The following is a 26,585-nucleotide window of genomic DNA, read 5'->3' on the forward strand; positions in this document are numbered from 1 at the left end:
GTGGCGGTTGATTATGACGTGTGAACATGAAGAAAATTCCAGGGAAGACTCTGAAATTTGTAAGTAACATTGAACGGCATAATAAATAAGCCGTCACATCGCATTCAGGAGCGCCATCTTGGCTAATTCACCCGCACATTACTCGGTGTTAACCGCCGCCCACTGGGGACCAATTCTCGTCGACACCGATGGTGAGACGGTTTTCTCCTCGCGTGGCGCGCTGCCCACTTCCCATCCCAACTCTTTGCAAACCGTGGTGCGCGACCAGGTTCACAGTAAAACGCGGGTACGTTTTCCAATGGTGCGTAAAGGCTTTCTCGCCTCGCCGGAGAATCCCCAGGGCGTGCGTGGGCAGGATGAATTTGTTCGCGTCAGTTGGGACGACGCGCTGAATCTTATCCATACGCAGCATAAACGCATCCGTGACAGCTACGGCCCGGCCTCGATTTTTGCCGGTTCCTACGGCTGGCGTTCTAACGGCGTGTTACACAAAGCGGCAACCCTGCTACAACGCTATATGGCGCTGGCAGGCGGTTATACCGGGCATCTGGGAGATTATTCGACGGGGGCTGCGCAGGCGATCATGCCGTACGTGGTGGGCGGTAACGAAGTTTACCAGCAGCAAACCAGCTGGCCTGTGGTGCTTGAGAACAGCGAGGTGGTGGTGTTATGGAGCGCTAATCCGCTGAATACATTGAAGATTGCCTGGAATGCGTCCGATGAGCAGGGGCTTGCTTACTTTGAGGCTTTGCGCGACAGCGGTAAACGGTTGATCTGTATCGATCCGATGCGATCGGAAAGCGTCGAATTCTTTGGCGAAAAGATGGAATGGATTGCCCCGCATATGGGGACCGACGTGGCGCTGATGCTGGGCATCGCGCATACGCTGGTGGAAAACGGCTGGCATGACGAGGATTTTCTCGCCCGGTGTACCACCGGCTATGACCGTTTTGCAAAGTATCTGCTGGGTAAATCTGATGATGTTGTGAAAACGGCAGAGTGGGCTGCGGAGATTTGCGGTATACCCGCAACAAAAATACGCGAACTTGCGGCGATATTTCACCAAAATACCACCATGCTGATGGCCGGATGGGGGATGCAGCGCCAACAGTATGGTGAGCAGAAACACTGGATGATCGTCACCCTGGCCGCCATGCTCGGGCAAATCGGGACGCCAGGCGGCGGTTTTGGGCTGTCGTACCATTTTGCCAACGGTGGCAACCCAACGCGCCGGGCTGCGGTGCTGGCTTCAATGCAGGGCAGCGTTAAAGGTGGTACCGACGCAGTAGATAAAATCCCGGTGGCGCGAATTGTTGAAGCGCTGGAAAATCCCGGTGGTTTTTACCAGCACAACGGCATGGACCGCCATTTCCCGGACATCCGCATGTTGTGGTGGGCTGGTGGCGCTAACTTCACCCATCATCAGGACACTAACCGTTTAATTCGCGCCTGGCAAAAACCGGAGCTGGTGGTTATCTCGGAGTGTTTCTGGACCGCCGCAGCGAAGCATGCCGATATCGTACTGCCGGCGACCACCTCCTTTGAGCGCAATGATTTGACCATGACCGGCGACTACAGCAACCAGCACCTGGTGCCGATGAAGCAGGTTGTGCCGCCGCAGGACGAAGCGCGAAATGATTATGATGTTTTTGCCGAGCTGAGTGAACGCTGGGAAGAGGGCGGTTACGAGCGATTCACCGAAGGCAAAAGCGAGCTGGAATGGCTGGAGACGTTTTACAATATTGCCGGGCAACGTGGGGCCAGTCAGCAGGTGACATTGCCGCCTTTCGCCGAGTTTTGGCAGCGCAACGCCCTGATCGAAATGCCGGAAAATGCCGCCAGCGCGCAGTTTATCCGTTTTGCGGATTTTCGCCGCGACCCGCAGGCTCATCCGCTGAAAACGGACAGCGGAAAAATTGAAATCTACTCCGCGAGGATTGCTGGTTACGGCTACGCGGACTGTGCGGGGCACCCGATGTGGCTGGAGCCGGATGAGTGGTTCGGTAACGCCGAACCGGACCAGCTACAGCTGCTTTCCGCCCATCCGGCGCACCGTTTGCATAGTCAGCTTAACTACAGTGCGCTACGTGAGCAGTACGCGGTAGCGGATCGTGAGCCGGTAACGATTCATCCGCAGGATGCCCACGCACGCGGCATTGCGGATGGCGATACGGTCAGGGTGTGGAACCAGCGTGGTCAAGTTCTGGCGGGGGCTGTGGTGACGGAGGGCATCAAACCTGGCGTTATCTGTATTCATGAAGGCGCCTGGCCTGATTTGGATCTCGCAGCGAACGGTATTTGTAAAAATGGCGCCGTCAACGTGCTGACCAAAGATCTCCCCAGCTCGAAGCTGGGGAATGGCTGCGCGGGCAACACCGCGCTGGCGTGGCTTGAAAAATACAGCGGACCCACGTTGACGCTTACGGCGTTTGATCCGCCTGCCAGCCCATAATCCACGTGGGATGGTGAGTCTCTTCCTGCCATGCGCCGTCTTCAATGCGAAAACCCAGCGCATGGTAGAAGTTCACCGCGGATTGATTCTTCTGGTAGACCTCCAGGCTGAGTAACGAAAAGCGCTGCTGCACATGCTGCACCAGCGCTTTGCCGATCCCGCTTCTGATGGCGGCAGGCGCGACAAACAGCGCGCCGAGGAAGCGGTCATCAATGACGCTGACAAAACCTTTGAGCTCGCCTTCTTCTTCCCACACCCAGGTTTGCGCGGCTGGCAGATAAACATCCCGCACCACGGATTCACTTTCGCGCCAGTAGCGCTCTTCGATAAACGGATGGGCATGGATTGTGCTTTCCATCCACAGCGTCAGAATCGCTGGTATATCTTCAGCCTTTGATTCACGAATCATGTTGTTCTCCCGGATAACAGATGCAGCTGGTGACATGATCATTGACCAGGCCGCATGCCTGCATAAAGGAGTAACAAATGGTGGTGCCGACAAACTTAAAACCGCGTTTTTTTAACGCTTTAGATAGCGCGTCTGACGCAGGCGTGGAGGTGGGAATATCGCTCAGGTTGGCGGCGCGGGTCACTTGTGGTTGGTTATCAACAAATGACCAGACGAACTCGCTAAACGACTCTCCGTTTTGTGCCATCGTCAGAAAGGCGCGAGCGTTGCCGATAATGGCCTGAATTTTTCCGCGATGGCGAATTATGCCGGCATCCAGTACCAGCCTTTCCACATCCTCTTCGGTCATGGTCGCCACTTTTTCCGGGTCAAAATGGTGGAAAGCGTGGCGATAATTTTCCCGTTTCTTGAGTACGGTAATCCACGATAACCCGGCCTGCTGGCCTTCGAGGCAGATCATTTCGAACAGCTTTTTGCCATCGGTTTCGGGGACGCCCCATTCCTTGTCGTGGTAGGCAATGTAAAGTGGATCCTGACTGACCCATCCGCAACGCTGCATATTCTTCCTCGCTGTTTTTACTGGCGTAAAAATTTCATTCGGCCCGCCTTGACGCGCCAGCTAAAAAGACAATATTTAATACAAGGCCTGCTGGCCCAAATACTTCACACAATGACAATAATATCGCCGAATTCGGCTCTTTTCTGGAGTCGCGTTGATGCTTATAAGAAACAGTAGTGGTCGCCAAAGGTTAACTCTGGCGAGCGTCATAGTTTGTGCGCTGTCCATCAATACAGCATATGGCTGGCAACAAGAATATATCGTTGATGCGCTGTCAGGGCATACGGCTGAACGTTATACATGGGACAGCGATCACCAACCACGTTATAACGACATTCTGGAAGAACGTATTCGTTCCACTCAGAACGTGGCGGGGCCCGTGGTGAATCTGGCGGATGAGACACCTATGGATGCCACCAGCGGCATGAGTATGGGCTGGAACTTCCCGCTTTCAAGGCAGGTGACAACCGGTCCGGTTGCCGCGCTGCATTATGACGGTTCCACCACATCCACTTACAACGAATTTGGCGATAGCGCGACGTCGGTAACGCAGAACGATCCGCTGTGGCATGCCAGCGTGAGCTCGTTGGGCTGGCGAGTCAATTCGCAGTTCGGTGATGTGCGACCGTGGGCGCAAATCAGCTATAACCAGCAGTTTGGCGAAAATATCTGGAAGGCGCAGTCGGGTCTCAGTCGCATGACGGCGGCGGGTCAGGACGGTAACTGGGTAGATGTTACCGTCGGTGCGGATATGCTGTTGAACCCGCACATGGCGGCTTACGCGGCGCTGTCGCAGGCGGAAAATAGCACCAACAACAGCGACTATATGTACACCATGGGAGTGAGCGCCAAATTTTAACGTAAACAATCATCACATAAACATCTTGATTACATGTTGAGATCAACAATCACACGCACTCCAGCGATAGCGTGTACTAACTCATGCGATAAAATTCAGTAACCCGACTTTTTGTCTCGTCATTCATTCCGCATTCCAGGCATTTCATTCCGTCCTGGCGGCATTTCATGCCGTTTTCCCCTGCTCATAAAAACGCTTCGGTATGGTTGTTGGCAGAGAATTTCCCCTTTTGTTTATGCAGGAAGACTGCCATGAAAACTTCTGATTATCAGCGTACCCGCTGGCTGACACTGATCGGCACCATCATTACCCAATTTGCTTTAGGTTCTGTTTATACCTGGAGCCTGTTTAACGGTGCGCTTTCTTCTAAGCTTGATGCGCCGGTGAGTCAGGTTGCCTTTTCCTTTGGCCTGCTGAGCCTCGGGCTGGCAATTTCTTCTTCCGTCGCCGGGAAACTGCAGGAACGTTTTGGCGTGAAACGCGTCACCATGGCCTCCGGTATTTTACTCGGTGTGGGCTTCTTCTTAACCGCCCACTCTGACAGCCTGATTATGCTGTGGCTGAGCGCTGGTGTGTTGGTTGGTCTGGCGGATGGCGCAGGCTACCTGTTAACACTTTCCAACTGTGTAAAATGGTTCCCGGAGCGTAAAGGGCTGATTTCCGCCTTCGCTATCGGTTCTTACGGTCTTGGCAGCCTCGGTTTTAAATTCATCGATAGCCAACTGTTGAGCACCGTGGGTCTGGAAAAAACCTTCATGATCTGGGGCGCGATTGTGCTGGTAATGATCGTCTTTGGCTCCACGCTGATGAAAGACGCGCCGAATCAGGAAGTGAAAACGAAAAATGGCGTGGTTGAGAATGACTACACCTTGGCGCAGTCCATGCGTAAACCGCAGTACTGGATGCTGGCGGTCATGTTCCTGACGGCATGTATGAGCGGGCTGTACGTAATTGGCGTGGCGAAAGATATCGCACAAAGTCTGGCACATATGGATGTGGCAACGGCGGCAAACGCGGTGACCGTGATTTCTATCGCTAACCTGTCCGGTCGTCTGGTTCTGGGGATTCTGTCCGACAAAATCTCTCGTATTCGCGTTATCACCATTGGTCAGGTCGTTTCGCTGGTGGGTATGGCCGCACTGCTGTTCGCGCCGTTGAATGATGTGACCTTCTTTACGGCGATTGCCTGTGTGGCATTTAACTTTGGCGGCACCATCACCGTGTTCCCGTCACTGGTGAGTGAGTTCTTCGGTTTGAACAACCTGGCTAAAAACTACGGTGTCATTTACTTAGGTTTCGGTATCGGCAGCATTTGTGGTTCCATTATCGCCTCGCTGTTCGGCGGATTCTATGTGACCTTCTGCGTTATCTTTGCGCTGTTAATTATCTCGCTGGCGCTTTCTACCACTATTCGTCAGCCGCAGCGTAGCGTCTATACCGAGGCACACGCCTGAATCTATTAGTGGTCTGATTAATGCCCGGCGCATATATTTACAAAAATATATGCGCCGTTTGCATTCTCTATAAGCACTTTTCTTCCCTCCTGTGGTCTACTTACCTGCGCTGTAGAATTTTCTTATTATCTGCACTTGTCGCACTTTTCCCCTGTATGGCCTGACAGGCTTTTGCGCAGGGTGTTTTTATCCCTTCCTCCAGGGTTTGTTTGCATGAGATATATCAAATCGATGACGCAGCAGAAGCTGAGTTTCTTGCTGGCGATCTATATCGGTCTTTTTATGAATTGCGCTGTGTTTTTCCGTCGCTTTAGCGGATATGCGCACGAGTTTACCGTCTGGAAAGGACTCTCTGCGGTTGTTGAATTAGCTGGCACTGTGCTGGTGACCTTCTTTTTACTCCGTGTTCTCTCTTTATTTGGCCGACGCGCCTGGCGTGTACTGGCAACGTTTGTGGTGCTCTGTTCTGCCGGCGCCAGCTATTACATGACCTTCCTGAACGTGGTCATTGGCTACGGTATTATTGCCTCGGTCATGACCACCGATATTGATTTATCAAAAGAAGTCGTCGGCTGGCATTTTATCGTTTGGCTGGTTTCAGTCAGTATTATCCCATTGGTGTTGATTTGGAGTAACCGCTGTCGTTATACCCTGATGAAACAGATTCGTACGCCAGGCATGAGATGGCGTAGCGTAGCGGCGGTTTTATTGGCTGGCCTGATGGTGTGGGCGCCCATTCGTCTGCTCAGCATGCAACAAAAAAGCGTTGAGCGTGAAACAGGGATCGATTTACCCAGCTACGGCGGAGTCGTTGCGAACTCCTATTTGCCGTCAAACTGGCTCTCTGCGCTGGGTTTGTACGCCTGGGCGCAGGTGGATGAATCTTCAGACAACAAATCGCTGATGAACCCGGCGAAGACGTTTACCTATGTTGCGCCCAAAAACCTCGACGACACCTACGTGGTCTTTATTATCGGCGAAACGACCCGCTGGGATCATATGGGGATTTTTGGCTATGAGCGCAATACCACGCCAAGGCTTGCGCAGGAGAAAAATCTGGCCGCGTTCCGAGGATATTCCTGTGACACGGCAACTAAACTTTCGCTGCGCTGTATGTTTGTGCGCGAGGGCGGGGCGGAAGAAAACCCGCAGCGTACTCTGAAAGAACAAAACGTCTTTTCCGTGCTCGGCCAGTTAGGGTTCAAGACCGATCTTTACGCGATGCAAAGCGAGATGTGGTTCTACAGCAATACTATGGCAGAGAACATTGCCTACCGTGAGCAGATTGGCGCTGAGCCGCGTAACCGTGGCAAAAACGTTGACGATATGCTGCTGATTAATGAGATGCAGCAATCTTTACAGAAGACTGATGATGGCGAAAAGCGTCTGATTATTCTGCACACCAAGGGCTCGCATTTTAACTACACCCAGCGCTACACCCGCGAATATGCACAGTGGAAGCCGGAGTGTGTCAATGTTGATAGTGGCTGCTCGAAAGCTGAGATGATTAATTCATTTGATAATTCGGTAACCTACGTTGATCACTTTATTACCCAGGTGTTTGATCAGTTGCGCGATAAGAAAGCGATCGTGTTTTACGCCGCCGATCACGGTGAGTCAATTAACGAACGTGAGCACCTGCACGGTACGCCGCGTAAAATGGCGCCGCCTGAGCAGTTCCGCGTTCCTATGATGGTGTGGATGTCAGACAAATATCTGGAAGACCCTGACCATGCGAAGGCATTTGCGCACCTGAAGCAAGAAGCTGAGATGAAGGTGCCGCGTCGTCATGTGGAACTGTACGATACCATTCTGGGTTGCCTTGGTTATACCTCGCCAAATGGCGGTATTAACGAGAATAACAACTGGTGTCGTATCCCGGACGCGAAGAAGGTTACAGTCCAGTAACAGAGCTGCTGACTTTCTCGCCGATCAAATGGCATTTTGATACTAAGGGATTGACGGGCGCGCGGCTGAGCAGTAAGATGCGCCCCGCATTCGGTGATTGGCGCAGCCTGGTAGCGCACTTCGTTCGGGACGAAGGGGTCGGAGGTTCGAATCCTCTATCACCGACCAAATTAGAAAAGCCAGCCTTCGGGCTGGCTTTTTGCTTTCCGGAATTGACGAGGATGAGAACCTCCGGGGGCAAGAGGTTCGACTCGAGCGCAGCGAGAGAACGTTGCGTCAGCAACGGCCCGCAGGGCGAGCCACGCAGTGGCGAGTAATCCTCTATCACCGACCAAATTCAAAACCCTGCTCAACGAGCAGGGTTTTTTGTTTTATAGCCCAGGAGGATGAGAACCTCCGGGGGTAAGAGGTTCGACTCGAGCGTAGCGAGAGAACGTTGCGTCAGCAACGGCCCGCAGGGCGAGCCACGTAGTGGCGAGTAATCCTCTATCACCGACCAAATTTAAAACCCTGCTCAACGAGCAGGGTTTTTTGCTTTGTAGGCCTGATAAGCGAAGCGCCATCAGGCAAAACATTGCACGGTTTTGGCATTGGCCGGATGGCGGCGCAAGCGCCTTATCCGGCCTACAGACTCAGTTTCATCCCGGCGTGTATGGCGTTATTCCAACCCCACCTTTGACCTTCCTTTTATCTGCAAAAATTGTGCATCACTTCCCACTGACAGTTAACGATTCTGTGACATATTCCATTGCCTTTTTTTATGTTTGCTTGAAACTTTTTTTGCGCTACTTATGGCTGGCGCTGGCATTTTCCGCTGTGCGTTTTAACGTTCATGGCATTAATCGCTCAGATATGCAGCATTCATTGGGAAAATTTGAATAAATTGCATAAATGTTAATCTCCAAATGTTGCGAAGTATGAAGATGTTTATTCTGGCATAGTGCGCGTAGCACAAATTTCCCTGCTGAAAATACCCGCTTGCACTTTTTTTAATCTTTGTTTGCCAATTCTCACCGTTGGTGTAAATCGCGGTTACCTGTATTGACGTTTTCACATTCTGTTGACAGATTGTAGGGTATGAGGGGCATTTCATGGAGAATCCGCACTGCAACTCAGTCGCTTATGTGAACGGAATCCCCATCCTCTTAACGCTGACCCGGCCGGGTAAAAAACAAAAAAGGCCAGGCGGTGCAAACCCATTGCAAAGGGTAAAACAACAAACATCACATTTGGAGCAGAAGAATGAGTATTTCCTTGAAGAAGTCAGGGATGCTGAAGCTTGGTCTGAGCCTGGTGGCTATGACCGTCGCAGCAAGCGTACAGGCTAAAACTCTGGTTTATTGTTCAGAAGGATCTCCTGAAGGCTTTAACCCGCAGCTTTTCACCTCTGGTACCACCTATGATGCCAGCTCCGTGCCGATCTATAACCGCCTGGTCGAGTTCAAAACCGGCACAACTGAAGTGATCCCGGGACTTGCTGAGAAGTGGGAAATCAGCGAAGACGGTAAAACCTATACCTTCCACCTGCGTCAGGGCGTGAAGTGGCAGGACAACAAAGATTTCAAACCGACGCGCGATTTAAACGCCGATGACGTGGTGTTCTCTTTCGATCGTCAGAAAAATGCCCAGAACCCGTACCATAAAGTTTCTGGCGGCAGCTATGAATACTTCGAAGGGATGGGTCTGCCAGACCTGATCTCCGAAGTGAAAAAAGTGGATGATAAAACCGTTCAGTTCGTGCTGACTCGCCCGGAAGCACCGTTCCTGGCTGACCTGGCGATGGACTTCGCTTCTATTCTTTCCAAAGAATATGCGGACAACATGCTGAAAGCCGGTTCCCCGGAGAAAGTGGATCTGAACCCAATCGGTACCGGTCCGTTCCAGCTGCAGCAGTACCAGAAAGACTCTCGTATTCTGTATAAAGCATTCGAAGGTTACTGGGGCACTAAGCCGCAGATCGACCGTCTGGTCTTCTCCATTACGCCTGACGCTTCTGTGCGTTACGCCAAACTGCAGAAGAACGAGTGCCAGGTGATGCCGTACCCGAACCCGGCTGACATCGCACGCATGAAGCAGGATAAAAATATCAACCTGATGGAGCAGGCCGGTCTGAACGTTGGCTACCTCTCTTTCAACACCGAGAAGAAACCGTTTGATGATGTGAAAGTCCGTCAGGCGCTGACCTACGCGGTAAACAAAGAAGCGATCATCAAAGCGGTTTATCAGGGTGCTGGCGTTGCCGCGAAAAACCTGATCCCACCGACCATGTGGGGCTATAACGACGACGTTAAAGACTACACCTACGATCCTGAGAAGGCCAAAGCGCTGCTGAAGGAAGCTGGTCAGGACAAAGGCTTTACCGTTGAGCTGTGGGCTATGCCGGTACAGCGTCCATATAACCCGAACGCACGTCGTATGGCAGAAATGGTTCAGGCTGACTGGGCGAAAATTGGCGTTCAGGCCAAGATTGTGACCTACGAGTGGGGCGAGTATCTGAAACGCGCCAAAGCGGGTGAGCATCAGGCGGTGATGATGGGTTGGACCGGTGACAACGGGGATCCGGACAACTTCTTCGCGACCTTGTTCAGCTGTGCGGCAGCGAAAGACGGTTCTAACTACTCTCGCTGGTGCTACAAGCCGTTTGAAGACCTGATCCAGCCGGCGCGTGCGACCGACGATCACAACAAACGTATTGAACTGTACAAGCAAGCTCAGGTTGTTATGCACGATCAGGCCCCGGCTCTGATTGTTGCTCACTCCACCGTGTATGAACCAGTGCGTAAAGAAGTAAAAGGCTATGTGGTTGATCCATTAGGCAAACACCACTTCGAAAACGTCTCTGTCGAATAATTAAAAGCAATCAAGGAAGCGCTGCGCCCCGGTATTGTGTAGGCCGGATAAGCGCAGCGCCATCCGGCGTAATGCTTTACCCACGATGCAGTTTGCGTGGGATAAGATTTGTGAGCAATGCAGACTCACGGTTCCAGGCCGTGCGTCATTAGAGAGAATCCGGGTTATGTTGCAGTTCATTCTCCGACGTTTGGGACTCGTCATCCCCACGTTTATCGGTATCACTCTTCTCACCTTTGCCTTCGTCCATATGATCCCCGGCGATCCGGTTATGATCATGGCAGGTGAACGTGGGATCTCCCCTGAGCGTCATGCTCAACTGCTGGCTGAACTCGGTCTGGATAAGCCTATGTGGCAGCAGTACCTCCACTATATCTGGGGGGTTATGCATGGCGATTTAGGTATCTCACTGAAAAGCCGCTTACCGGTGTGGGAAGAGTTCGTACCTCGATTCAAAGCCACGCTGGAACTCGGCGTCTGCGCGATGATTTTCGCCGTCGCAGTGGGTATCCCGGTGGGTGTACTTGCTGCCGTTAAGCGCGGCTCCATTTTCGATCACACCGCCGTTGGCCTGGCGCTGACCGGTTACTCCATGCCGATTTTCTGGTGGGGCATGATGCTGATCATGCTGGTTTCCGTGCAGTGGAACCTGACGCCAGTTTCTGGGCGGGTGAGCGACATGGTGTTCCTTGATGATTCCAATCCGCTGACCGGTTTTATGTTGATAGACACCGCCATCTGGGGTGAAGAGGGCAACTTTATCGATGCGTTGGCGCATATGGTCTTGCCTGCGATGGTGCTGGGTACCATTCCTCTGGCGGTCATTGTGCGTATGACACGTTCGTCGATGCTGGAAGTACTGGGCGAGGATTACATTCGTACCGCGCGCGCTAAAGGTTTGACCCGTATGCGCGTCATCATCATTCACGCTCTGCGTAACGCGATGCTGCCCGTTGTAACCGTTATCGGCCTGCAGGTTGGTACGTTGCTGGCTGGGGCAATCCTGACCGAGACTATCTTCTCGTGGCCGGGGCTGGGACGCTGGCTGATCGATGCGCTGCAACGCCGTGATTATCCGGTAGTGCAGGGCGGGGTACTGCTGGTCGCGACGATGATTATCCTCGTCAACTTGCTGGTAGACCTGCTGTATGGCGTGGTGAACCCGCGTATTCGGCATAAGAAGTAAGGGGCCATCATGTCACAGGTTACTGAAAACAAAGTTATTGCTGCACCGGTGCCGATGACGCCGCTGCAGGAGTTCTGGCACTATTTTAAACGCAACAAAGGCGCGGTTGTTGGGCTGGTGTATGTGGTGGTAATGATCCTGATTGCGGTCTTTGCCAACGTCCTTGCACCCTACAACCCGGCAGACCAGTTCCGCGATACGCTACTAGCTCCTCCTGCGTGGCAGGAAGGCGGTTCCATGGCGCATCTGTTTGGTACTGATGATGTGGGCCGCGACGTGCTGTCCCGCCTGATGTACGGTGCGCGTCTGTCGCTGTTGGTTGGCTGTCTGGTGGTTGTACTCTCCCTGCTGATGGGCGTGGTTCTTGGGCTGATCGCCGGCTACTTTGGTGGAATTGTCGATAACGTCATCATGCGTGTGGTCGATATCATGCTGGCATTGCCGAGCCTGTTACTGGCGCTGGTGCTGGTGGCGGTATTTGGCCCCTCGATAGGCAACGCTGCGCTGGCGCTGACGTTTGTGGCATTGCCGCACTATGTGCGTCTGACGCGCGCCGCTGTGCTGGTGGAAGTTAACCGCGACTACGTCACCGCATCCCGCGTGGCGGGAGCCGGCGCGATGCGCCAGATGTTCGTCAATATTCTGCCTAACTGTCTTGCGCCGCTGATTGTTCAGGCGTCGCTTGGCTTCTCTAACGCCATTCTCGATATGGCTGCCCTCGGCTTCCTGGGGATGGGCGCACAGCCGCCTACGCCGGAATGGGGCACCATGCTCTCTGACGTTCTGCAGTTTGCCCAAAGCGCCTGGTGGGTTGTGACCTTCCCGGGGCTGGCGATCCTGTTGACGGTGCTGGCATTTAACCTGATGGGTGACGGTCTGCGTGACGCGCTCGATCCCAAACTGAAGCAGTAAGAGGTTCGAGATGGCGTTATTAAATGTAGATAAATTATCGGTGCATTTCGGCGACGTAGGTTCCGAATTCCGCGCCGTAGACCGCATTAGCTACAGTGTGAATCAGGGTGAGGTGGTTGGCATTGTTGGGGAGTCTGGTTCTGGTAAGTCCGTCAGCTCGCTGGCGATTATGGGACTGATTGACTACCCTGGCCGCGTTATGGCCGAAAATCTGGAGTTTAATGGTCGCGACCTGAAGCGCATCTCTGAGAAAGAGCGTCGCCAACTGGTGGGTGCGGAAGTGGCAATGATCTTTCAGGACCCGATGACCAGCCTTAACCCCTGCTACACCGTCGGCTACCAGATTATGGAAGCCATCAAGGTGCACCAGGGCGGCAACAAAAAAACGCGTATTCAGCGGGCAATTGATCTGCTGACGCTGGTGGGGATCCCCGATCCGGCCTCGCGTCTGGATGTCTATCCGCACCAGTTGTCCGGTGGGATGAGTCAGCGCGTGATGATCGCGATGGCGATTGCCTGTCGTCCGAAGCTGCTGATTGCCGATGAACCGACAACGGCGCTGGATGTGACCATTCAGGCGCAGATCATCGAGCTACTGCTGGAATTGCAGCAAAAAGAGAACATGGCGCTGGTCTTAATTACGCACGATCTGGCGCTGGTAGCTGAAGCGGCGCACAAAATCATCGTGATGTACGCTGGGCAGGTAGTGGAAACCGGAGCCGCGCAGGATATCTTCCGCGCGCCGCGTCATCCTTACACCCAGGCGCTGCTGCGCGCGCTGCCGGAGTTTGCTCAGGACAAAGCGCGTCTGGCCTCACTGCCGGGCGTGGTTCCCGGTAAATATGACCGCCCGAGCGGCTGTTTGCTGAATCCACGCTGCCCCTATGCGACCGACAAATGCCGCGCTGAAGAACCTGAACTGAACCTGCTGGAAGGCGGTCGTCAGTCGAAATGCCACTACCCACTTGATGATGCCGGGAGGCCTGGGCTATGAGTACGCAAAAGGCCGCCGCGCAACAGCCGCTGTTGCAGGCAATTGACCTGAAAAAACACTACCCGGTGAAGAAGGGCATGTTCGCCCCGGAACGCCTGGTGAAAGCGCTGGATGGCGTTTCCTTTACTCTGGAGCGCGGTAAAACGCTGGCGGTGGTAGGTGAGTCGGGCTGTGGGAAATCCACCCTTGGCCGTCTGCTGACGATGATTGAAATCCCGACTGGCGGTGAGCTGTATTACCAGGGACAGGATTTACTCAAGCATGACCCGCAGGCGCAGAAGCTGCGTCGGCAGAAAATCCAGATAGTGTTCCAGAACCCCTATGGTTCCCTGAACCCGCGTAAAAAAGTAGGGCAGATTCTGGAAGAGCCGTTGCTGATCAACTCCACGCTCAGCAAAGAGGAGCGTCGTGAAAAAGCGCTGGCGATGATGGCGAAAGTGGGGCTGAAAACCGAGCACTACGACCGCTATCCGCATATGTTCTCCGGCGGCCAGCGTCAGCGTATCGCCATTGCCCGCGGTCTGATGCTTGACCCGGATGTGGTGATTGCTGACGAACCGGTCTCGGCGCTGGACGTTTCCGTACGTGCGCAGGTGCTGAACCTGATGATGGACTTGCAACAGGAACTGGGGCTGTCATACGTCTTTATCTCGCACGACCTGTCGGTGGTAGAGCACATTGCCGATGAAGTGATGGTGATGTATTTAGGCCGCTGTGTGGAAAAAGGAACCAAGGATCAGATCTTCAATAATCCACGGCATCCGTACACTCAGGCGCTGCTCTCCGCAACGCCGCGCCTGAACCCGGACGATCGCCGCGAGCGTATCAAGCTGACCGGTGAGCTGCCAAGCCCGCTGAATCCGCCACCAGGCTGCGCATTCAACGCCCGTTGCCGTCGTCGATTTGGTCCGTGTACTCAGCTTCAGCCACAGTTAAAAGACTATGGCGGTCAGCTGGTGGCCTGTTTCGCCGTTGACCAGGACGAAAACCCACAGCAATAAACGTGGGTTATGACCCGATAACCGGAGCCTTGTGCTCCGGTTTTTTTATATTTTGTTTTTCCGTCCACAATGTGAGTCCTCTGGCAGAACATTATTCCACAGCGTCTAAAATGTAGTCAGTTTTCCTCTCGTCACAGAAATATCTATTTCGCAGTTGCTAACTATCAGGAGCAAATGTGGTCACGATACGCTGGGATATTAAAACAATTGATCGTCTGTCGATGGTTGAGGATGTCCTGAAGGAATTTTCCTGCTGCGATATCAATATCATCTCCATGAAAGTCACACCTGGACGGATCCTGATTAAATCCTGGTGCCGCCAGCTACAGGATATTTCCTGTGTGCAATTCTGTTTAAGCCAGCGCGCCGATATTATTAATGTCGCTTACCTCTGTGAGGAGATAAGCGAGCTGTCAACGCCGGAGCCGGAACGCCCGCGTTATTTCTCTGACATTATTTGCAGCAGCCAGAGCATGCACGCGCTTATCGAAAAGGCGATAAAAATTGCTGACAGCAAATATACCGTTCTGATCCGTGGCGATACGGGTACCGGCAAAGAGCTGCTGGCCCGGGCTATCCATAATTCCGGGCAGCGACGTTTTTATCCGTTTATTCCAGTCAACTGCTCTGCGCTACCTGAGTCGCTTATGGAGAGTGAATTCTTTGGCTATGAGAAAGGGGCTTTTAGCGGCGCGGATTGTAAAGGCAAAAAAGGGCTGTTTGAAATGGCCGATAAAGGCACCCTTTTTCTCGATGAATTTGGTGAAATGTCGCTGGGCTTACAGGCTAAATTATTGCGCGTCCTGCAGGATGGCGGGATCCGTCGCGTTGGTGGGGCGCAAATTATTCCGGTTAATGTACGCATTATTGTGGCAACCAACGCCAATCTGGAAGATATGGTGGAACAACGTCTGTTGCGCGCAGATCTCTATTACCGCATCAATGTACTTTCCCTGACTATTCCGCCTTTGCGGGAGCGTCCGCAGGATATCAGTCTGTTGATTCGCCACTTTGTGCAGAAATACGCAAAGGAATTCCAGCGGCGGATCATTCTGGATAAAGCTTGTTTTGATGCCTTGCACCATCACAGCTGGCCGGGAAACGTGCGCGAACTGGAAAATACCATTATTCGTCTGATGCTAATGGCGGAATCCGATGTCATTACGCCCGAAGAATTAGGGATGGTGAATTTGCCCGCCGCTGAGCAAGGCCCGACAGAACGTCCTTTTAAAGAGCAGGTTTTGTATGCGGAACGCCAGCTTATTGAACAAATGATGGAAGAGAATGTGTCGTCGCGGCATATCGCCAAAGCGCTGGGGGTATCACATACCACGGTACTGAATAAAATTCGCAGCTATCAACTGGAGAGTGTGAGCTAAGCGCCGGCAGGAGCTGACGGCGCAGTTTACGCGGGTTATTCAATCAGCTTCAGTAATGGCGACAGGCACAGCAGGATCCCGTACAGCAGGATTAGCCAGGTTTTCAGCCCGCGTAGTTTTTCCAGTTGTGTGACTTTATAGATCAGGAAAAACGGAATAATACACGACACAATCCCGTACAGCGGGCTGCCTAACTGGAAGAACACCAGTACTGATACGCGAAACGATACCCAAATCACCAGGGTGATAACAATAAAGGTACAAATACCCAGCGTAAGCACCAGAGGATTAATTTTTTCCACGTCAATAACGCGGCTCAGTACGTTAAGAATAATTCCTTTGATCGCCTCGTGGAATCCCAAATAAATACCAAAGAACGCGGTTAATACGGCGAAGATATTTAATACCGTTGAGGTGATATGAATAATCTGTCCCGGAATGACCTGTGCCGCCAGCGCCAGTGCGGAAATATTTTGTTCGAAGGCCGAAACGGCTTCTTCATGGCTAATGGAAAAGGTAAAAGAAAAAGAGAAAAACAGGATGACCGCAATCAGCGTAATGTAACTGATCCGATGCGTGCGTATAGCCATACGTGTGGCCAGTACCCGGTCCGCCACCCGTTTGCGGTAAGCGATGTTCATAGGGTTCAACACCTGAATAAACACCGCGGAGAAGAAGCAGAACGGGATAGTCAGCAGCACATCGCGAAAGAACACCGAGGCTTCAGGGAAGGCGCTGATATTAGCGAAGTTCCAGTGCGGAACCATCGCAAAACCAAATACGATGATGATACCCACTTTGACCACTACCATCGGGCCGGAGATTTTGAACAGCAGTTTTTCTCCCCCGGAAGCAATGGCGACCAGCACGGCAAAAATGGCCACTTTGTAGATTATCGACTGTGAAAGATCGGACTCGGTCAAGCCGAAGGTTTTGATATATGAGGCGCTGTCAAAAACCACCGATAAGGAATAAATAAATATGCCGTGAATAATCATCAGAAAATAGATGACACCAAGAAATACGCCCCAGTTTTTTCCCAGATAATGACTTATAATATCCGTGTAGTCATTACAGGTTTCACTTTCTGATAATGTTTTTAAATAAATATCCTGCACAATATAAGTTGCCGGATAAGCAATAATAAAGGCGACAATAAATACCCAAATGCCTGTTAGGCCAATTTGTACCGGCATCAGTACCGTTCCGGCACCAATGGCCATGCCTATGCACAGTAATACCCAGCCAAAATCGTATTTCGTAAACGGTATTTTTTTTGAGAATGGTACGGCGGTTGCTGTATTGTTGCTTAATTGTAATGTGTTGTCCTGCATAGAACCCCCTGCCCAAAATACACGTTCTCCCCGAAAGAGGATTGCGCGTATTGCCAGACTGTTGTGCCTTGATTCTCAACAACCTGAACCGAACGGCGTCGGTTCAGGCCATATTGGTCAGAATGTTGCCTTTCTGATGGCGTGTTCAAGGTCGTTAATAATATCTTCTGGATCTTCAAGACCCACAGAAAGACGGATAAGCCCGTCGGTAATACCTGCTTTAAGCCGTTCCTCTGGCGCAACGGGCGAATGTGTCATAGACGCTGGGTGCTGAATGAGGGTTTCGGTATCACCGAGACTGACCGCGAGGAGGCATAATTCTACAGAATTGATCATCCGTCTGCCAGCCTCGAGGCCGCCGGCGATTTCGAAGCTGATAATTCCACCTGGCAGGCTCATTTGTCGCTGGCCCAGCTCATACTGCGGATGCGATGACAGGCCTGGATAATACACCCGAGTAATGGACGGATGCCCTTCGAGGAAGCGGGCGATTTTCAGCGCATTTTCACAGTGACGCTCCATACGAATGCCCAGCGTTTTAACGCCGCGCAGCGTCAACCACGCATTGAAAGGACTCATGCAGCCGCCGGTGATATCTTTCAGGCCAACAAACCGCGCCTGGTCGATAAACTCCTGCTTACCAACAATGATGCCGCCAATCACATCCCCGTGACCGTTGATATATTTGGTGACGCTGTGCACCACAATATCCGCGCCCAGTTGCAAAGGCTGCTGACAGTACGGCGACATAAAGGTGTTATCCACCACCAGCAATACGCCTTGCTGATGGGCGATACCGGCTACCGTTTCAATGTCGACCAGCGACAGCGTCGGGTTAGCGGGCGTTTCGATATATACAACTTTGGTTTCCGGGCGCATGGCGGCGCGGATTTCTTCAGGCTTTGCCGCGTCGACAAAGCTGACGTTAATCCCAAACTTTGGCATGCTGTGCGACAAAAACGCGTGGGTACAACCGTAAATCGCGCTGGCGGAAACGATATGGTCACCCTGCTGACAAAGCGTCAACAGCGTTGTGGTGATAGCTGAAATACCGGACGCGGTTGCCAGTCCGGCTTCACCTCGTTCCAGTACCGCCAGCTTTTTCTCCAGCGCATCGGTGGTGGGGTTACCCAAACGGGTGTAAATGTACCCGGACTCTTCGAGCGCAAAGCGGGCGGCACCTTGTTCGGCGCTGTCAAAAACAAACGTTGAAGTCTGGAAAATAGGCGTACTGAGCGCGCCAGTTGAAGGGTCGGGTTGTTGCCCCGCGTGAACGATCTGGGTGTTGAATCCGTAAGTACGACAGTCAGACATGATATCTCCTTTGATTCGGAACAGAACAGCTCACAGTCATATAGCAATCGCTGTGCCAGAAAATAAACCAATAGATATCAATGCGTTAGTGGTTTTATCGTGCGGGTAGCCGTCAGGAAAGTTGCCAGTTGGCAAGAAACTTTCCAGCGCTTGGCGGATTTATTAAGCCGTAATTGCGAGGCTTTACGCAGACTGGATCACTCCGGGGTGATGAGACGGAAGTGTTACCGTAGAATCAGCGGCAAGCCGGGTTTACCCGGTGAGGCGCGATGTTGCGGGGGCTTGATCCCCGGCGGCATAGGTTGCTGGAAAGAGAAAACCCCCGCACGTTGTTCGGTATAAACCTGGCAACAAAACGGGGGCTAACCTTGATCCTCAACAGTTCAAGAATAGCCGCGAACAGTTGCCATTGCAACACAGGCGGCTATATGACGCTCGCACAGTTAGGCGTGGCTTTCTGGCACGATTTAGCGGCTCCAATTATCGCTGGCATTATTGCCAGCTTGATTGTGAACTGGCTGCGTAACAGGAAGTAATGCACTTTGCGGGCGTCTGCCTGCCGTAATGGCAACATGCGCCCGAACCAGGCCGCAGGGGTTAACCTTGCGGCCTTTTTCGGCTTAAATGCAGATAAATCTCGTCGCCAGGTGCCTATCCTGTCGCGATAATGCACGCTGGGAAGTTTTCAGATACCGCCTCTCTTAATACCGCTACGATCGGGTATACTCTGACGGCAGTTTCGTCTATCCGTGGAGAGTCAGTTTGCGTGTCAGTCGCTCGTTAACAATTAAGCAGATGGCAATGGTTGCGGCCGTTGTTATGGTGTTCGTTTTTATTTTTTGCACCGTTTTGTTGTTCCATCTGGTCCAGCAAAACCGCTATAACACGGCTACGCAACTGGAAAGTATCGCTCGCTCCGTTCGTGAACCTCTGTCGAACACTATCCTGAAAGGGGATATTCCCGAAGCGGAAGCTATTTTAAGAAGTATTCGGCCAGCAGGCGTGGTAAGTCGCGCCGATGTGGTGCTGCCTAATCAGTTTCAGGCGCTGCGGATGAGCTTTATACCTGAACGTCCGGTTCCGGTTACGGTGACTCGCCTGTTTGAGCTTCCGGTACAAATTTCGCTGCCTATCTATTCTCTTGAACGTTCCGCTAACCCACAACCGCTGGCGTATCTGGTGCTACAGGCGGATTCGTACCGCATGTACAAATTCGTGATGAGTACGCTCTCGACGTTAGTGACCATTTACTTACTTTTGTCGCTAATACTGACCGTCGCTATCTCCTGGTGCATTAACCGCTTGATTGTGCACCCCTTACGTAAAATTGCCCGTGAGCTGAACGACATTCAACAGCAGGACCTGATTGGTTATCAACTGGCATTGCCGCGTCTACATCAGGATGATGAGATTGGTATGCTGGTGCGTAGCTACAATCTTAATCAGCAGTTGATTCAGCGACATAGCGAAGATCAAAGCGACTTAGCAATGCGTTTCCCGGTTTCCGAACTGCCCAATAAGTCGTTTTTAATGGGGCTGCTGGAGCAGGTTGTTACCCGCCAACAGACGACGGCGCTGATGATTGTCACCTGCGAAACCCTACGTGACACCGCGGGTGTGTTAACCGAAACCCAGCGAGAAATCCTGTTACTTACGCTGGTCGAAAAACTGAAGTCTGTATTGTCTCCCAGGATGGTGCTTACTCAGGTGAGTGGCTATGACTTTGCCATTATCGCCCATGGTGTAAAAGAACCCTGGCACGCTATTACGCTAGGTCAGCAAGTACTCACTATCGTTAATGAGCGGTTACCGATTCAGGGTATTCAACTACGTCCTACCTGCAACATTGGGGTGGCGATGTTTTATGGTGATTTAACCGCAGAGCAGCTCTACCGCCGCGCCCTGTCAGCCGTGTTAACGTCGCGTCATAAAGGTAAAAACCAAATTCAGTTCTTTGATCCGTTGCAGATGGAAGAGGCGCAGCAGCGTTTAACCCAAGAGAACGATATTTTAACCGCCATGGATAACCAGCAATTTGCGCTCTGGATGCAGCCCCAGGTTGAGATGTCCAGCGGCAAGGTATTGAGCGCAGAAGCATTGTTGCGGATGCAGCAGCCGGACGGTAGCTGGGAGCTGCCGGAAGGGTTAATCGACAGAATTGAGTCTTGTGGTCTGATGGTGACCGTCGGTTATTGGGTGCTGGAAGAAACATGCCGCCAGCTGTCAGCCTGGCAAGAACGCGGTCTCATGCTGCCGCTCTCGGTGAATTTATCCGCTCTCCAGTTGATGCACCCAAGTATGGTGTCTGATCTGCTGGAGTTGTTAACGCGCTATCGCATTAAGCCAGGCACATTGATTCTGGAAGTGACTGAAAGCCGGCATATTGACGATCCCCACGCCGCAGTGGCCATTTTGCGACCGCTGCGCAACGCGGGCGTGCGCATCGCCCTGGACGACTTTGGCATGGGGTATGCGGGTCTGCGACAGCTACAGCATATGAAGTCGCTGCCGGTGGATGTACTCAAAATCGATAAGATGTTTGTCGATGGCGTGCCCGAAGATTGCAGCATGATCTCCGCCATCATTCAGCTGGCACATAGCCTCAACTTGCAGATGATCGCCGAAGGCGTTGAAACCGAAGCGCAACGCGAATGGTTATCAAAAGCCGGGGTGGAAGTGGCGCAAGGATTCCTGTTTGCCCGACCCGTTCCGGCAAATATCTTTGAAGAACGTTATCTGGCACCGGAAAGCGCTGATTACAAAAGTTAAAAAAGGTCTCGCTTGTGCGAGCCAGCTCAAAATTTTTAACATTTTTGTATCAATTATGATCCAGGTGCATTTCTGTCATGTTGAGTGGGTGTTACTTTAAGGCCGCAGGTTAAACAAAACCTTACAAGACCTGTGGTTTTTACTTTAAGGACACCCTATGAAGACCTCTATATTCAAAAGCCTTTACTTTCAGGTCCTGACAGCAATTGCCATTGGTATTCTCCTTGGCCATTACTACCCTGAATTAGGCGCCCAAATGAAGCCGCTTGGTGATGCTTTCGTTAAGCTCATCAAGATGGTCATCGCACCTGTCATCTTCTGTACTGTCGTGACCGGCATTGCAGGCATGGAAAGTATGAAAGCAGTAGGCCGCACCGGTGCGGTTGCACTGCTCTATTTTGAAATTGTCAGTACGATTGCGCTGATCATCGGCCTTATCATCGTCAACGTGGTGCAACCCGGTGCCGGAATGAACGTCGATCCGGCGACGCTGGACGCTAAAGCGGTTGCCATTTACGCTGAACAGGCAAAAGACCAGGGGATCGTAGGCTTCTTGATGGATATTATCCCGGGTAGCGTGATTGGCGCGTTCGCCAGCGGTAACATCCTGCAGGTATTACTGTTTGCGGTAATGTTTGGTTTTGCGCTGCACCGTCTGGGCAGCAAAGGCCAGATGATTTTCAACGTGATTGAAAGCTTCTCGCAGGTTATTTTCGGCATCATCAATATGATCATGCGTCTGGCGCCGATCGGTGCTTTCGGCGCTATGGCCTTTACCATCGGTAAATATGGCGTCGGAACGCTGGTGCAACTGGGTCAGCTGATAATCTGCTTCTACATCACCTGTATTCTGTTTGTGATTGTGGTTCTGGGCTCCATTGCTCGCGCAACCGGCTTCAGCATTTTCAAATTCATCCGCTATATCCGTGAAGAACTGCTGATCGTACTGGGTACGTCTTCTTCTGAATCCGCGCTGCCGCGTATGCTCGATAAGATGGAAAAACTGGGCTGCCGGAAATCGGTTGTCGGGTTGGTTATACCCACGGGCTACTCGTTTAACCTTGATGGGACATCAATCTATCTGACGATGGCGGCGGTGTTTATCGCTCAGGCAACCAACAGCCATATGGATATCTTCCATCAGATAACCCTGTTGGTGGTGCTCCTGCTCTCCTCAAAAGGTGCAGCGGGTGTGACCGGCAGTGGCTTCATTGTTCTGGCCGCGACGATCTCTGCTGTGGGCCATTTGCCGGTTGCGGGTCTGGCTCTGATTCTTGGTATTGACCGCTTTATGTCTGAAGCACGTGCGCTGACTAACCTGGTCGGCAACGGTGTGGCAACTGTCGTCGTCGCTAAATGGGTCAAAGAACTGGACCATAAAAAGTTGGACGATGTGCTGAATAATCGTGCGCCGGATGGCAAAACGCACGATTTATCCTCTTAATCTCGTCACTTATGCCCGTAGTCCCTTCCAGGACTGCGGGCGTTTGCGCATAATTACCCCCTGTGCCTGAAACCGTCGATTCGGCGGCTCGGGATTTTTTCACTTCTTCCGTGACATTTTTATGTTCTCGCGGTCTAACACGAAGTGTTTTTAACGTCATATTCAGAGAGTCCTTTCGAGGGCTGTCTTTTTATTTCCAGGATAGTTGATCAGGGGTTCACATGCAGGGCACAAAAATTCGACTTTTAGCGGGCGGCTTGCTGATGATGGCCACTGCCGGCTATGTGCAGGCAGATGCGCTCCAGCCTGACCCGGCGTGGCAACAGGGCACGCTGGCAAATGGTCTACAGTGGCAAGTGTTAGCCACTCCCCAGCGCCCCAGCGACCGTATTGAGGTCCGCCTGCTGGTTAATACCGGTTCACTCACCGAAAGTACGCAACAGAGTGGTTTCAGCCATGCGATCCCACGTATCGCGCTGACGCAAAGCGGTGGCCTCGATGCCACGCAAGCCCGTTCATTGTGGCAGCAGGGGTTCGATCCCAAACGTCCCATGCCGCCGGTTATCGTTTCCTATGATTCCACGTTGTACAACCTCAGTCTGCCAAACAGCCGTAACGATCTACTGAAAGAGTCACTTTCTTACCTGGCGAATATCTCCGGCAATCTGAGCATCACCTCTGAAACGGTCAATCATGCGCTGAGCAGCGAAGATATGGTTGCAACCTGGCCGTCAGATACCAAAGAAGGGTGGTGGCGTTACCGTCTGAAGGGATCGACTCTGCTGGGACACGATCCCGCCGATCCGCTGAAAACGCCTGTAGATGCGGCGAAAATTCAGTCTTTCTACCAGAAATGGTATACCCCGGACGCGATGACGCTGATCATCGTCGGTAACGTTGATGCACGCAGCGTAGCTGAGCAAATCAATAAAACCTTTGGCGAGTTAAAAGGAAAACGCGAAACGCCTGCACCGGTACCTACGCTCTCTCCGCTGCGAGCAGAAGCCGTAAGCATTATGACCGATGCGGTACGCCAGGATCGCCTGTCTATTATGTGGGATACGCCGTGGCAACCGATCCGTGAATCTGCCGCGTTGTTACGTTATTGGCGCGCTGATTTAGCTCGTGAGGCGCTGTTCTGGCACATTCAGCAAGAGCTAACCAAAAACAATGCCAAAGACATTGGCCTCGGATTTGACTGCCGGGTGCTGTTCCTGCGCGCGCAGTGTGCGATTAACGTTGAGTCGCCAAACGATAAGCTGAACGCCAATCTGGGTACGGTTGCACGTGAGCTGGCGAAAGTGCGTGATAAGGGACTTCCGGAAGAAGAGTTCAATGCGCTGGTCGCGCAAAAGAATCTGGAACTGCAGAAGCTGTTTGCCACCTATGGTCGTACCGATACCGATATTTTGATCAGCCAGCGTTTGCGCTCGCTGCAAAATCAGGTGGTGGATATTGCGCCTGAACAGTATCAGCGTTTACGCCAGAGCTTCCTCAACAGCCTGAGCGTTGAGATGTTGAATCAGGACCTGCGACAGCAGCTGTCGCAAGATATGGCGTTAATTCTGCTGCAGCCGAAGGGTGAACCTGAATTCAATATGAAGGATCTGCAGGCGACGTGGGATAGCATTATGGCGCCCGTTACCGCAGCGGCAACATCTGTTGAAACGGATGAATCACACCCTGAAGTGACGGATATCCCGCCGGTACAATAACCTGTAGGCCGGATAAGACGGTTACGCCGCCATCCGGCATTGGAGATGCCGGGGGCGCTTCGCTTGCCCGGCCTACGGTATGCAGACCGGATAATCGACGTTATTGCGGCATAGCGTCGCGTGGGATAATCGCCCCGCGATGCTGAATCACGGTGCTTGCTGTCAGGTGGCCGCGTTTTGCGGCCTCAGCAGCATCGCCACCGGTCAGACGTACCGCCAGATATCCGGCGCTGAAGGAGTCTCCGGCCGCAGTGGTATCGATCACCTTCTCTTTCGGCAATTTAACGGCCGGAACGTCGATGAGCGCTTCGCCCGCGATGGAAACCAGGCAAGAGTCTGCGCCACGCTTCACAACCACTTCCTGTACACCAGCTGCGTGAGTACGGGCAATCACCTCAGCAACGGGTTTTTCACCCCACAGCGCGTCTTCATCGTCCAGCGTCAGGAATGCGATATTGGTGCATTCCAGCATCTGCTGATACACCTGCTGGGTTTCTTCTTTGCTGCTCCACAGACGTGGGCGGTAGTTATTATCAAAAATGACCTTTCCACCGTTGGCACGGCATTCACGCAGCAACGACAGCAGCTTGTCACGACTTGCCGGGCTTAAAATCGCCAGGCTGATTCCGCTCAGATACAAGTAATCAAATGTCGCCAGCTCTTCGCAAATCGCGGCAGACTGCTCGCTCTCCAGCCAGAATTTTGCGGCGGCTTCATTACGCCAGTAATAGAAGGTGCGCTCGCCAGTGCTGTCGGTCTCAATGTAGTAGAGACCCGGCAGGCGGTTTTCCATGCGCTGGGTTAATGAGGTATCCACGTTTTCACCCTGCCAGGACTCCAGCATTTGTTGGCTAAAACTGTCGGTACCCAGTGCAGTCACATAGTGTACGGAAAGTGCCGTAGCATCGACCTGACGGGCGATATAAACGGATGTATTCAACGTGTCGCCACCGAATCCGCGCTGAACGTCAGCGCCTTTCTGTGACAGCTCAATCATGCATTCGCCAATCACGGCAATCTTTCTGGACATAGTCGTAACCTGCTCTGAAAAAAATTAGCGTTAGTGTGCGCTGTGGGTGTTAAGTGGTCAACTATATTAAAACAACGTTCCATTATTTTTTTGAGCCAGCACGTGTTCTGCGTTGTTTTTGCCGCTTAGTTTTTATTTTTGCGCACAGCTGAACGTAAAGTTCTGCGTCTGAGCGCCGATAACCTTTGACGAGTCCGGTCAGTCACACTCTTATTTACAGGACATCTCAGATGATAAAGCAGGTTACCCAGCAGCTCATTACGCTCGATGCGAGTATTGAAAACTTGCAGGAGAGACGCTATTGGCTGCAGTGCGAGCGTGCTTACACCTACCAGCCAATTTACCAGACCAACGGACGACTGATGGCCGTTGAACTGCTGACTGTCGTGAGCCATCCTGATAATCCATCCCAACGTATTGCGCCAGACCGCTATTTTGCCGAAGTAACCGTCCGACATCGTGTTGATGTGGTGATAGAGCAACTTCTTCAACTTGAGCTGAAAGGGGACTTTTTCAGAGCCAACAACCTGCTGGCTTCCGTGAACGTCGACGGACCAACGCTCATAGCGATGCGCCAGGATCCCGAAATCCTGAAAATCATTGAAGGCCTGCCGTGGCTGCGTTTTGAGCTAGTGGAACATATCCGCTTACCGAAGGGGTCGTCCTTCGCCTCAATGTGCGAGTTTGGCCCGCTCTGGCTGGATGATTTTGGTACCGGAATGGCGAACTTCTCGGCGCTTAGTGAAGTGAATTATGACTATATCAAAGTGGCGCGAGACCTGTTCGTCATGCTGCGCAAGACGCCGGAGGGACGTAATCTCTTCACACTACTATTACAGCTGATGAACCGCTATTGCCGCGGCGTGATTGTCGAAGGCGTTGAAACGCTGGAAGAGTGGCGCGATGTGCAAAACTCACCGGCTTTTGCCGCACAAGGCTATTTTCTCTCTCGTCCAGTGCCTCTGGACACGCTTGAAGAGGTGATCCTGTCGCTTTGATGAGGACGTAGCACACCT

At 52.4% G+C, this 26,585-nt stretch carries 21 protein-coding genes, 1 tRNA gene and 2 other RNA genes; 19 read left to right on the forward strand and 5 right to left on the reverse strand.

Going from position 1 to position 26,585, the window contains the following annotated elements; translation table 11 throughout:
- The first annotated feature begins 118 nt into the window (after nt 1-118).
- A complete protein-coding gene (locus tag GUC46_RS00935) occupies nt 119-2,452 on the forward strand; it encodes a molybdopterin guanine dinucleotide-containing S/N-oxide reductase (protein WP_160179653.1) in 2,334 nt (777 codons plus the stop codon).
- Here the strand turns inward: GUC46_RS00935 and GUC46_RS00940 are convergent.
- Nucleotides 2,421-2,861: an N-acetyltransferase gene (locus tag GUC46_RS00940; protein WP_003846105.1), complete on the reverse strand. Its 441-nt coding sequence runs from the start codon at nt 2,859-2,861 to the stop codon at nt 2,421-2,423. The genes GUC46_RS00935 and GUC46_RS00940 overlap by 32 nt on opposite strands.
- Nucleotides 2,851-3,420 (reverse strand): DNA-3-methyladenine glycosylase I, encoded by a 570-nt coding sequence (tag, locus tag GUC46_RS00945; RefSeq protein WP_003837723.1) that lies wholly within the window; start codon nt 3,418-3,420, stop codon nt 2,851-2,853. The genes GUC46_RS00940 and tag overlap by 11 nt, the downstream gene beginning before the upstream one ends.
- A gap of 157 nt (nt 3,421-3,577) precedes the next feature.
- Here tag and GUC46_RS00950 point away from each other — a divergent pair, with 157 nt between their 5' ends.
- The 13 genes from GUC46_RS00950 (at nt 3,578) to GUC46_RS01010 (ending at nt 15,963) form a co-directional block, all read left to right on the forward strand.
- Entirely contained in the window at nt 3,578-4,279 is a 702-nt protein-coding gene (locus GUC46_RS00950; protein ID WP_003846109.1) for an autotransporter outer membrane beta-barrel domain-containing protein, read from the forward strand.
- A gap of 251 nt (nt 4,280-4,530) precedes the next feature.
- Complete coding sequence (locus GUC46_RS00955) at nt 4,531-5,733, forward strand: MFS transporter (protein WP_003024301.1); 1,203 nt, start codon at nt 4,531-4,533, stop codon at nt 5,731-5,733.
- Between the two features lie 213 nt (nt 5,734-5,946).
- Nucleotides 5,947-7,641 carry a kdo(2)-lipid A phosphoethanolamine 7''-transferase gene (gene eptB / locus GUC46_RS00960; protein WP_130715264.1) on the forward strand — a complete coding sequence of 565 codons (1,695 nt, stop codon included), beginning with the start codon at nt 5,947-5,949 and terminating at the stop codon, nt 7,639-7,641.
- Nucleotides 7,642-7,732: 91 nt separating this feature from the next.
- Nucleotides 7,733-7,809: transfer RNA gene (locus GUC46_RS00965), tRNA-Pro, on the forward strand.
- A 32-nt stretch (nt 7,810-7,841) separates the two neighbouring features.
- A non-coding RNA gene (locus GUC46_RS00970) (RtT sRNA) lies at nt 7,842-7,975 on the forward strand.
- A 31-nt stretch (nt 7,976-8,006) separates the two neighbouring features.
- Nucleotides 8,007-8,140, forward strand: a non-coding RNA gene (locus tag GUC46_RS00975) — RtT sRNA.
- Nucleotides 8,141-8,732: 592 nt separating this feature from the next.
- Nucleotides 8,733-8,969: a hypothetical protein gene (locus GUC46_RS00980; RefSeq protein WP_127674029.1), complete on the forward strand. Its 237-nt coding sequence runs from the start codon at nt 8,733-8,735 to the stop codon at nt 8,967-8,969.
- Entirely contained in the window at nt 8,884-10,491 is a 1,608-nt protein-coding gene (dppA, locus tag GUC46_RS00985) for a dipeptide ABC transporter periplasmic-binding protein DppA (protein WP_003837731.1), read from the forward strand. Before GUC46_RS00980 ends, dppA begins: the two co-directional genes overlap by 86 nt.
- Before the next feature lie 166 nt (nt 10,492-10,657).
- A complete protein-coding gene (dppB, locus tag GUC46_RS00990) occupies nt 10,658-11,677 on the forward strand; it encodes a dipeptide ABC transporter permease DppB (RefSeq protein WP_003837733.1) in 1,020 nt (339 codons plus the stop codon).
- A gap of 9 nt (nt 11,678-11,686) precedes the next feature.
- Nucleotides 11,687-12,589, forward strand: coding sequence for a dipeptide ABC transporter permease DppC (dppC, locus tag GUC46_RS00995; protein WP_003837734.1), 903 nt, complete (start codon nt 11,687-11,689; stop codon nt 12,587-12,589).
- A gap of 10 nt (nt 12,590-12,599) precedes the next feature.
- A complete protein-coding gene (gene dppD, locus GUC46_RS01000; RefSeq protein ID WP_003024317.1) occupies nt 12,600-13,583 on the forward strand; it encodes a dipeptide ABC transporter ATP-binding protein in 984 nt (327 codons plus the stop codon).
- Nucleotides 13,580-14,584, forward strand: a complete 1,005-nt coding sequence (gene dppF, locus GUC46_RS01005) for a dipeptide ABC transporter ATP-binding subunit DppF (protein WP_003024319.1) — start codon at nt 13,580-13,582, stop codon at nt 14,582-14,584. The genes dppD and dppF overlap by 4 nt, the downstream gene beginning before the upstream one ends.
- A gap of 176 nt (nt 14,585-14,760) precedes the next feature.
- Complete coding sequence (locus tag GUC46_RS01010; protein ID WP_130715263.1) at nt 14,761-15,963, forward strand: sigma-54-dependent Fis family transcriptional regulator; 1,203 nt, start codon at nt 14,761-14,763, stop codon at nt 15,961-15,963.
- 35 nt (nt 15,964-15,998) lie between these two features.
- Here the strand turns inward: GUC46_RS01010 and GUC46_RS01015 are convergent, their stop codons facing one another.
- Both GUC46_RS01015 and megL read right to left on the reverse strand, forming a co-directional pair.
- Nucleotides 15,999-17,297 (reverse strand): aromatic amino acid transport family protein, encoded by a 1,299-nt coding sequence (locus GUC46_RS01015; protein WP_016151142.1) that lies wholly within the window; start codon nt 17,295-17,297, stop codon nt 15,999-16,001.
- Between the two features lie 117 nt (nt 17,298-17,414).
- A complete protein-coding gene (gene megL / locus GUC46_RS01020) occupies nt 17,415-18,611 on the reverse strand; it encodes a methionine gamma-lyase (protein ID WP_121572099.1) in 1,197 nt (398 codons plus the stop codon).
- Between the two features lie 428 nt (nt 18,612-19,039).
- Here megL and GUC46_RS01025 point away from each other — a divergent pair, with 428 nt between their 5' ends.
- From GUC46_RS01025 to GUC46_RS01040, 4 genes are all read left to right on the forward strand, one after another.
- Nucleotides 19,040-19,147: a type I toxin-antitoxin system toxin Ldr family protein gene (locus GUC46_RS01025; protein ID WP_003023297.1), complete on the forward strand. Its 108-nt coding sequence runs from the start codon at nt 19,040-19,042 to the stop codon at nt 19,145-19,147.
- 226 nt (nt 19,148-19,373) lie between these two features.
- A complete protein-coding gene (hmsP, locus tag GUC46_RS01030) occupies nt 19,374-21,380 on the forward strand; it encodes a biofilm formation regulator HmsP (RefSeq protein ID WP_003846127.1) in 2,007 nt (668 codons plus the stop codon).
- 157 nt (nt 21,381-21,537) lie between these two features.
- Entirely contained in the window at nt 21,538-22,824 is a 1,287-nt protein-coding gene (gene dctA, locus GUC46_RS01035) for a C4-dicarboxylate transporter DctC (RefSeq protein WP_160179655.1), read from the forward strand.
- Between the two features lie 221 nt (nt 22,825-23,045).
- Nucleotides 23,046-24,539, forward strand: a complete 1,494-nt coding sequence (locus GUC46_RS01040; RefSeq protein ID WP_044713960.1) for a pitrilysin family protein — start codon at nt 23,046-23,048, stop codon at nt 24,537-24,539.
- Between the two features lie 100 nt (nt 24,540-24,639).
- Here GUC46_RS01040 and GUC46_RS01045 read toward each other — a convergent pair whose 3' ends face one another.
- Entirely contained in the window at nt 24,640-25,569 is a 930-nt protein-coding gene (locus GUC46_RS01045) for a sugar kinase (RefSeq protein ID WP_016151138.1), read from the reverse strand.
- Nucleotides 25,570-25,799: 230 nt separating this feature from the next.
- On the opposite strand from GUC46_RS01045, the gene pdeH reads away from it, so the two are divergent.
- Nucleotides 25,800-26,567, forward strand: a complete 768-nt coding sequence (pdeH, locus tag GUC46_RS01050) for a cyclic-guanylate-specific phosphodiesterase (protein ID WP_003023308.1) — start codon at nt 25,800-25,802, stop codon at nt 26,565-26,567.
- Nucleotides 26,568-26,585: the final 18 nt, after the last annotated feature.

Source organism: Citrobacter sp. LUTT5 (assembly GCF_009905315.1).
Classification (GTDB): Bacteria; Pseudomonadota; Gammaproteobacteria; order Enterobacterales; family Enterobacteriaceae; genus Citrobacter; species Citrobacter freundii.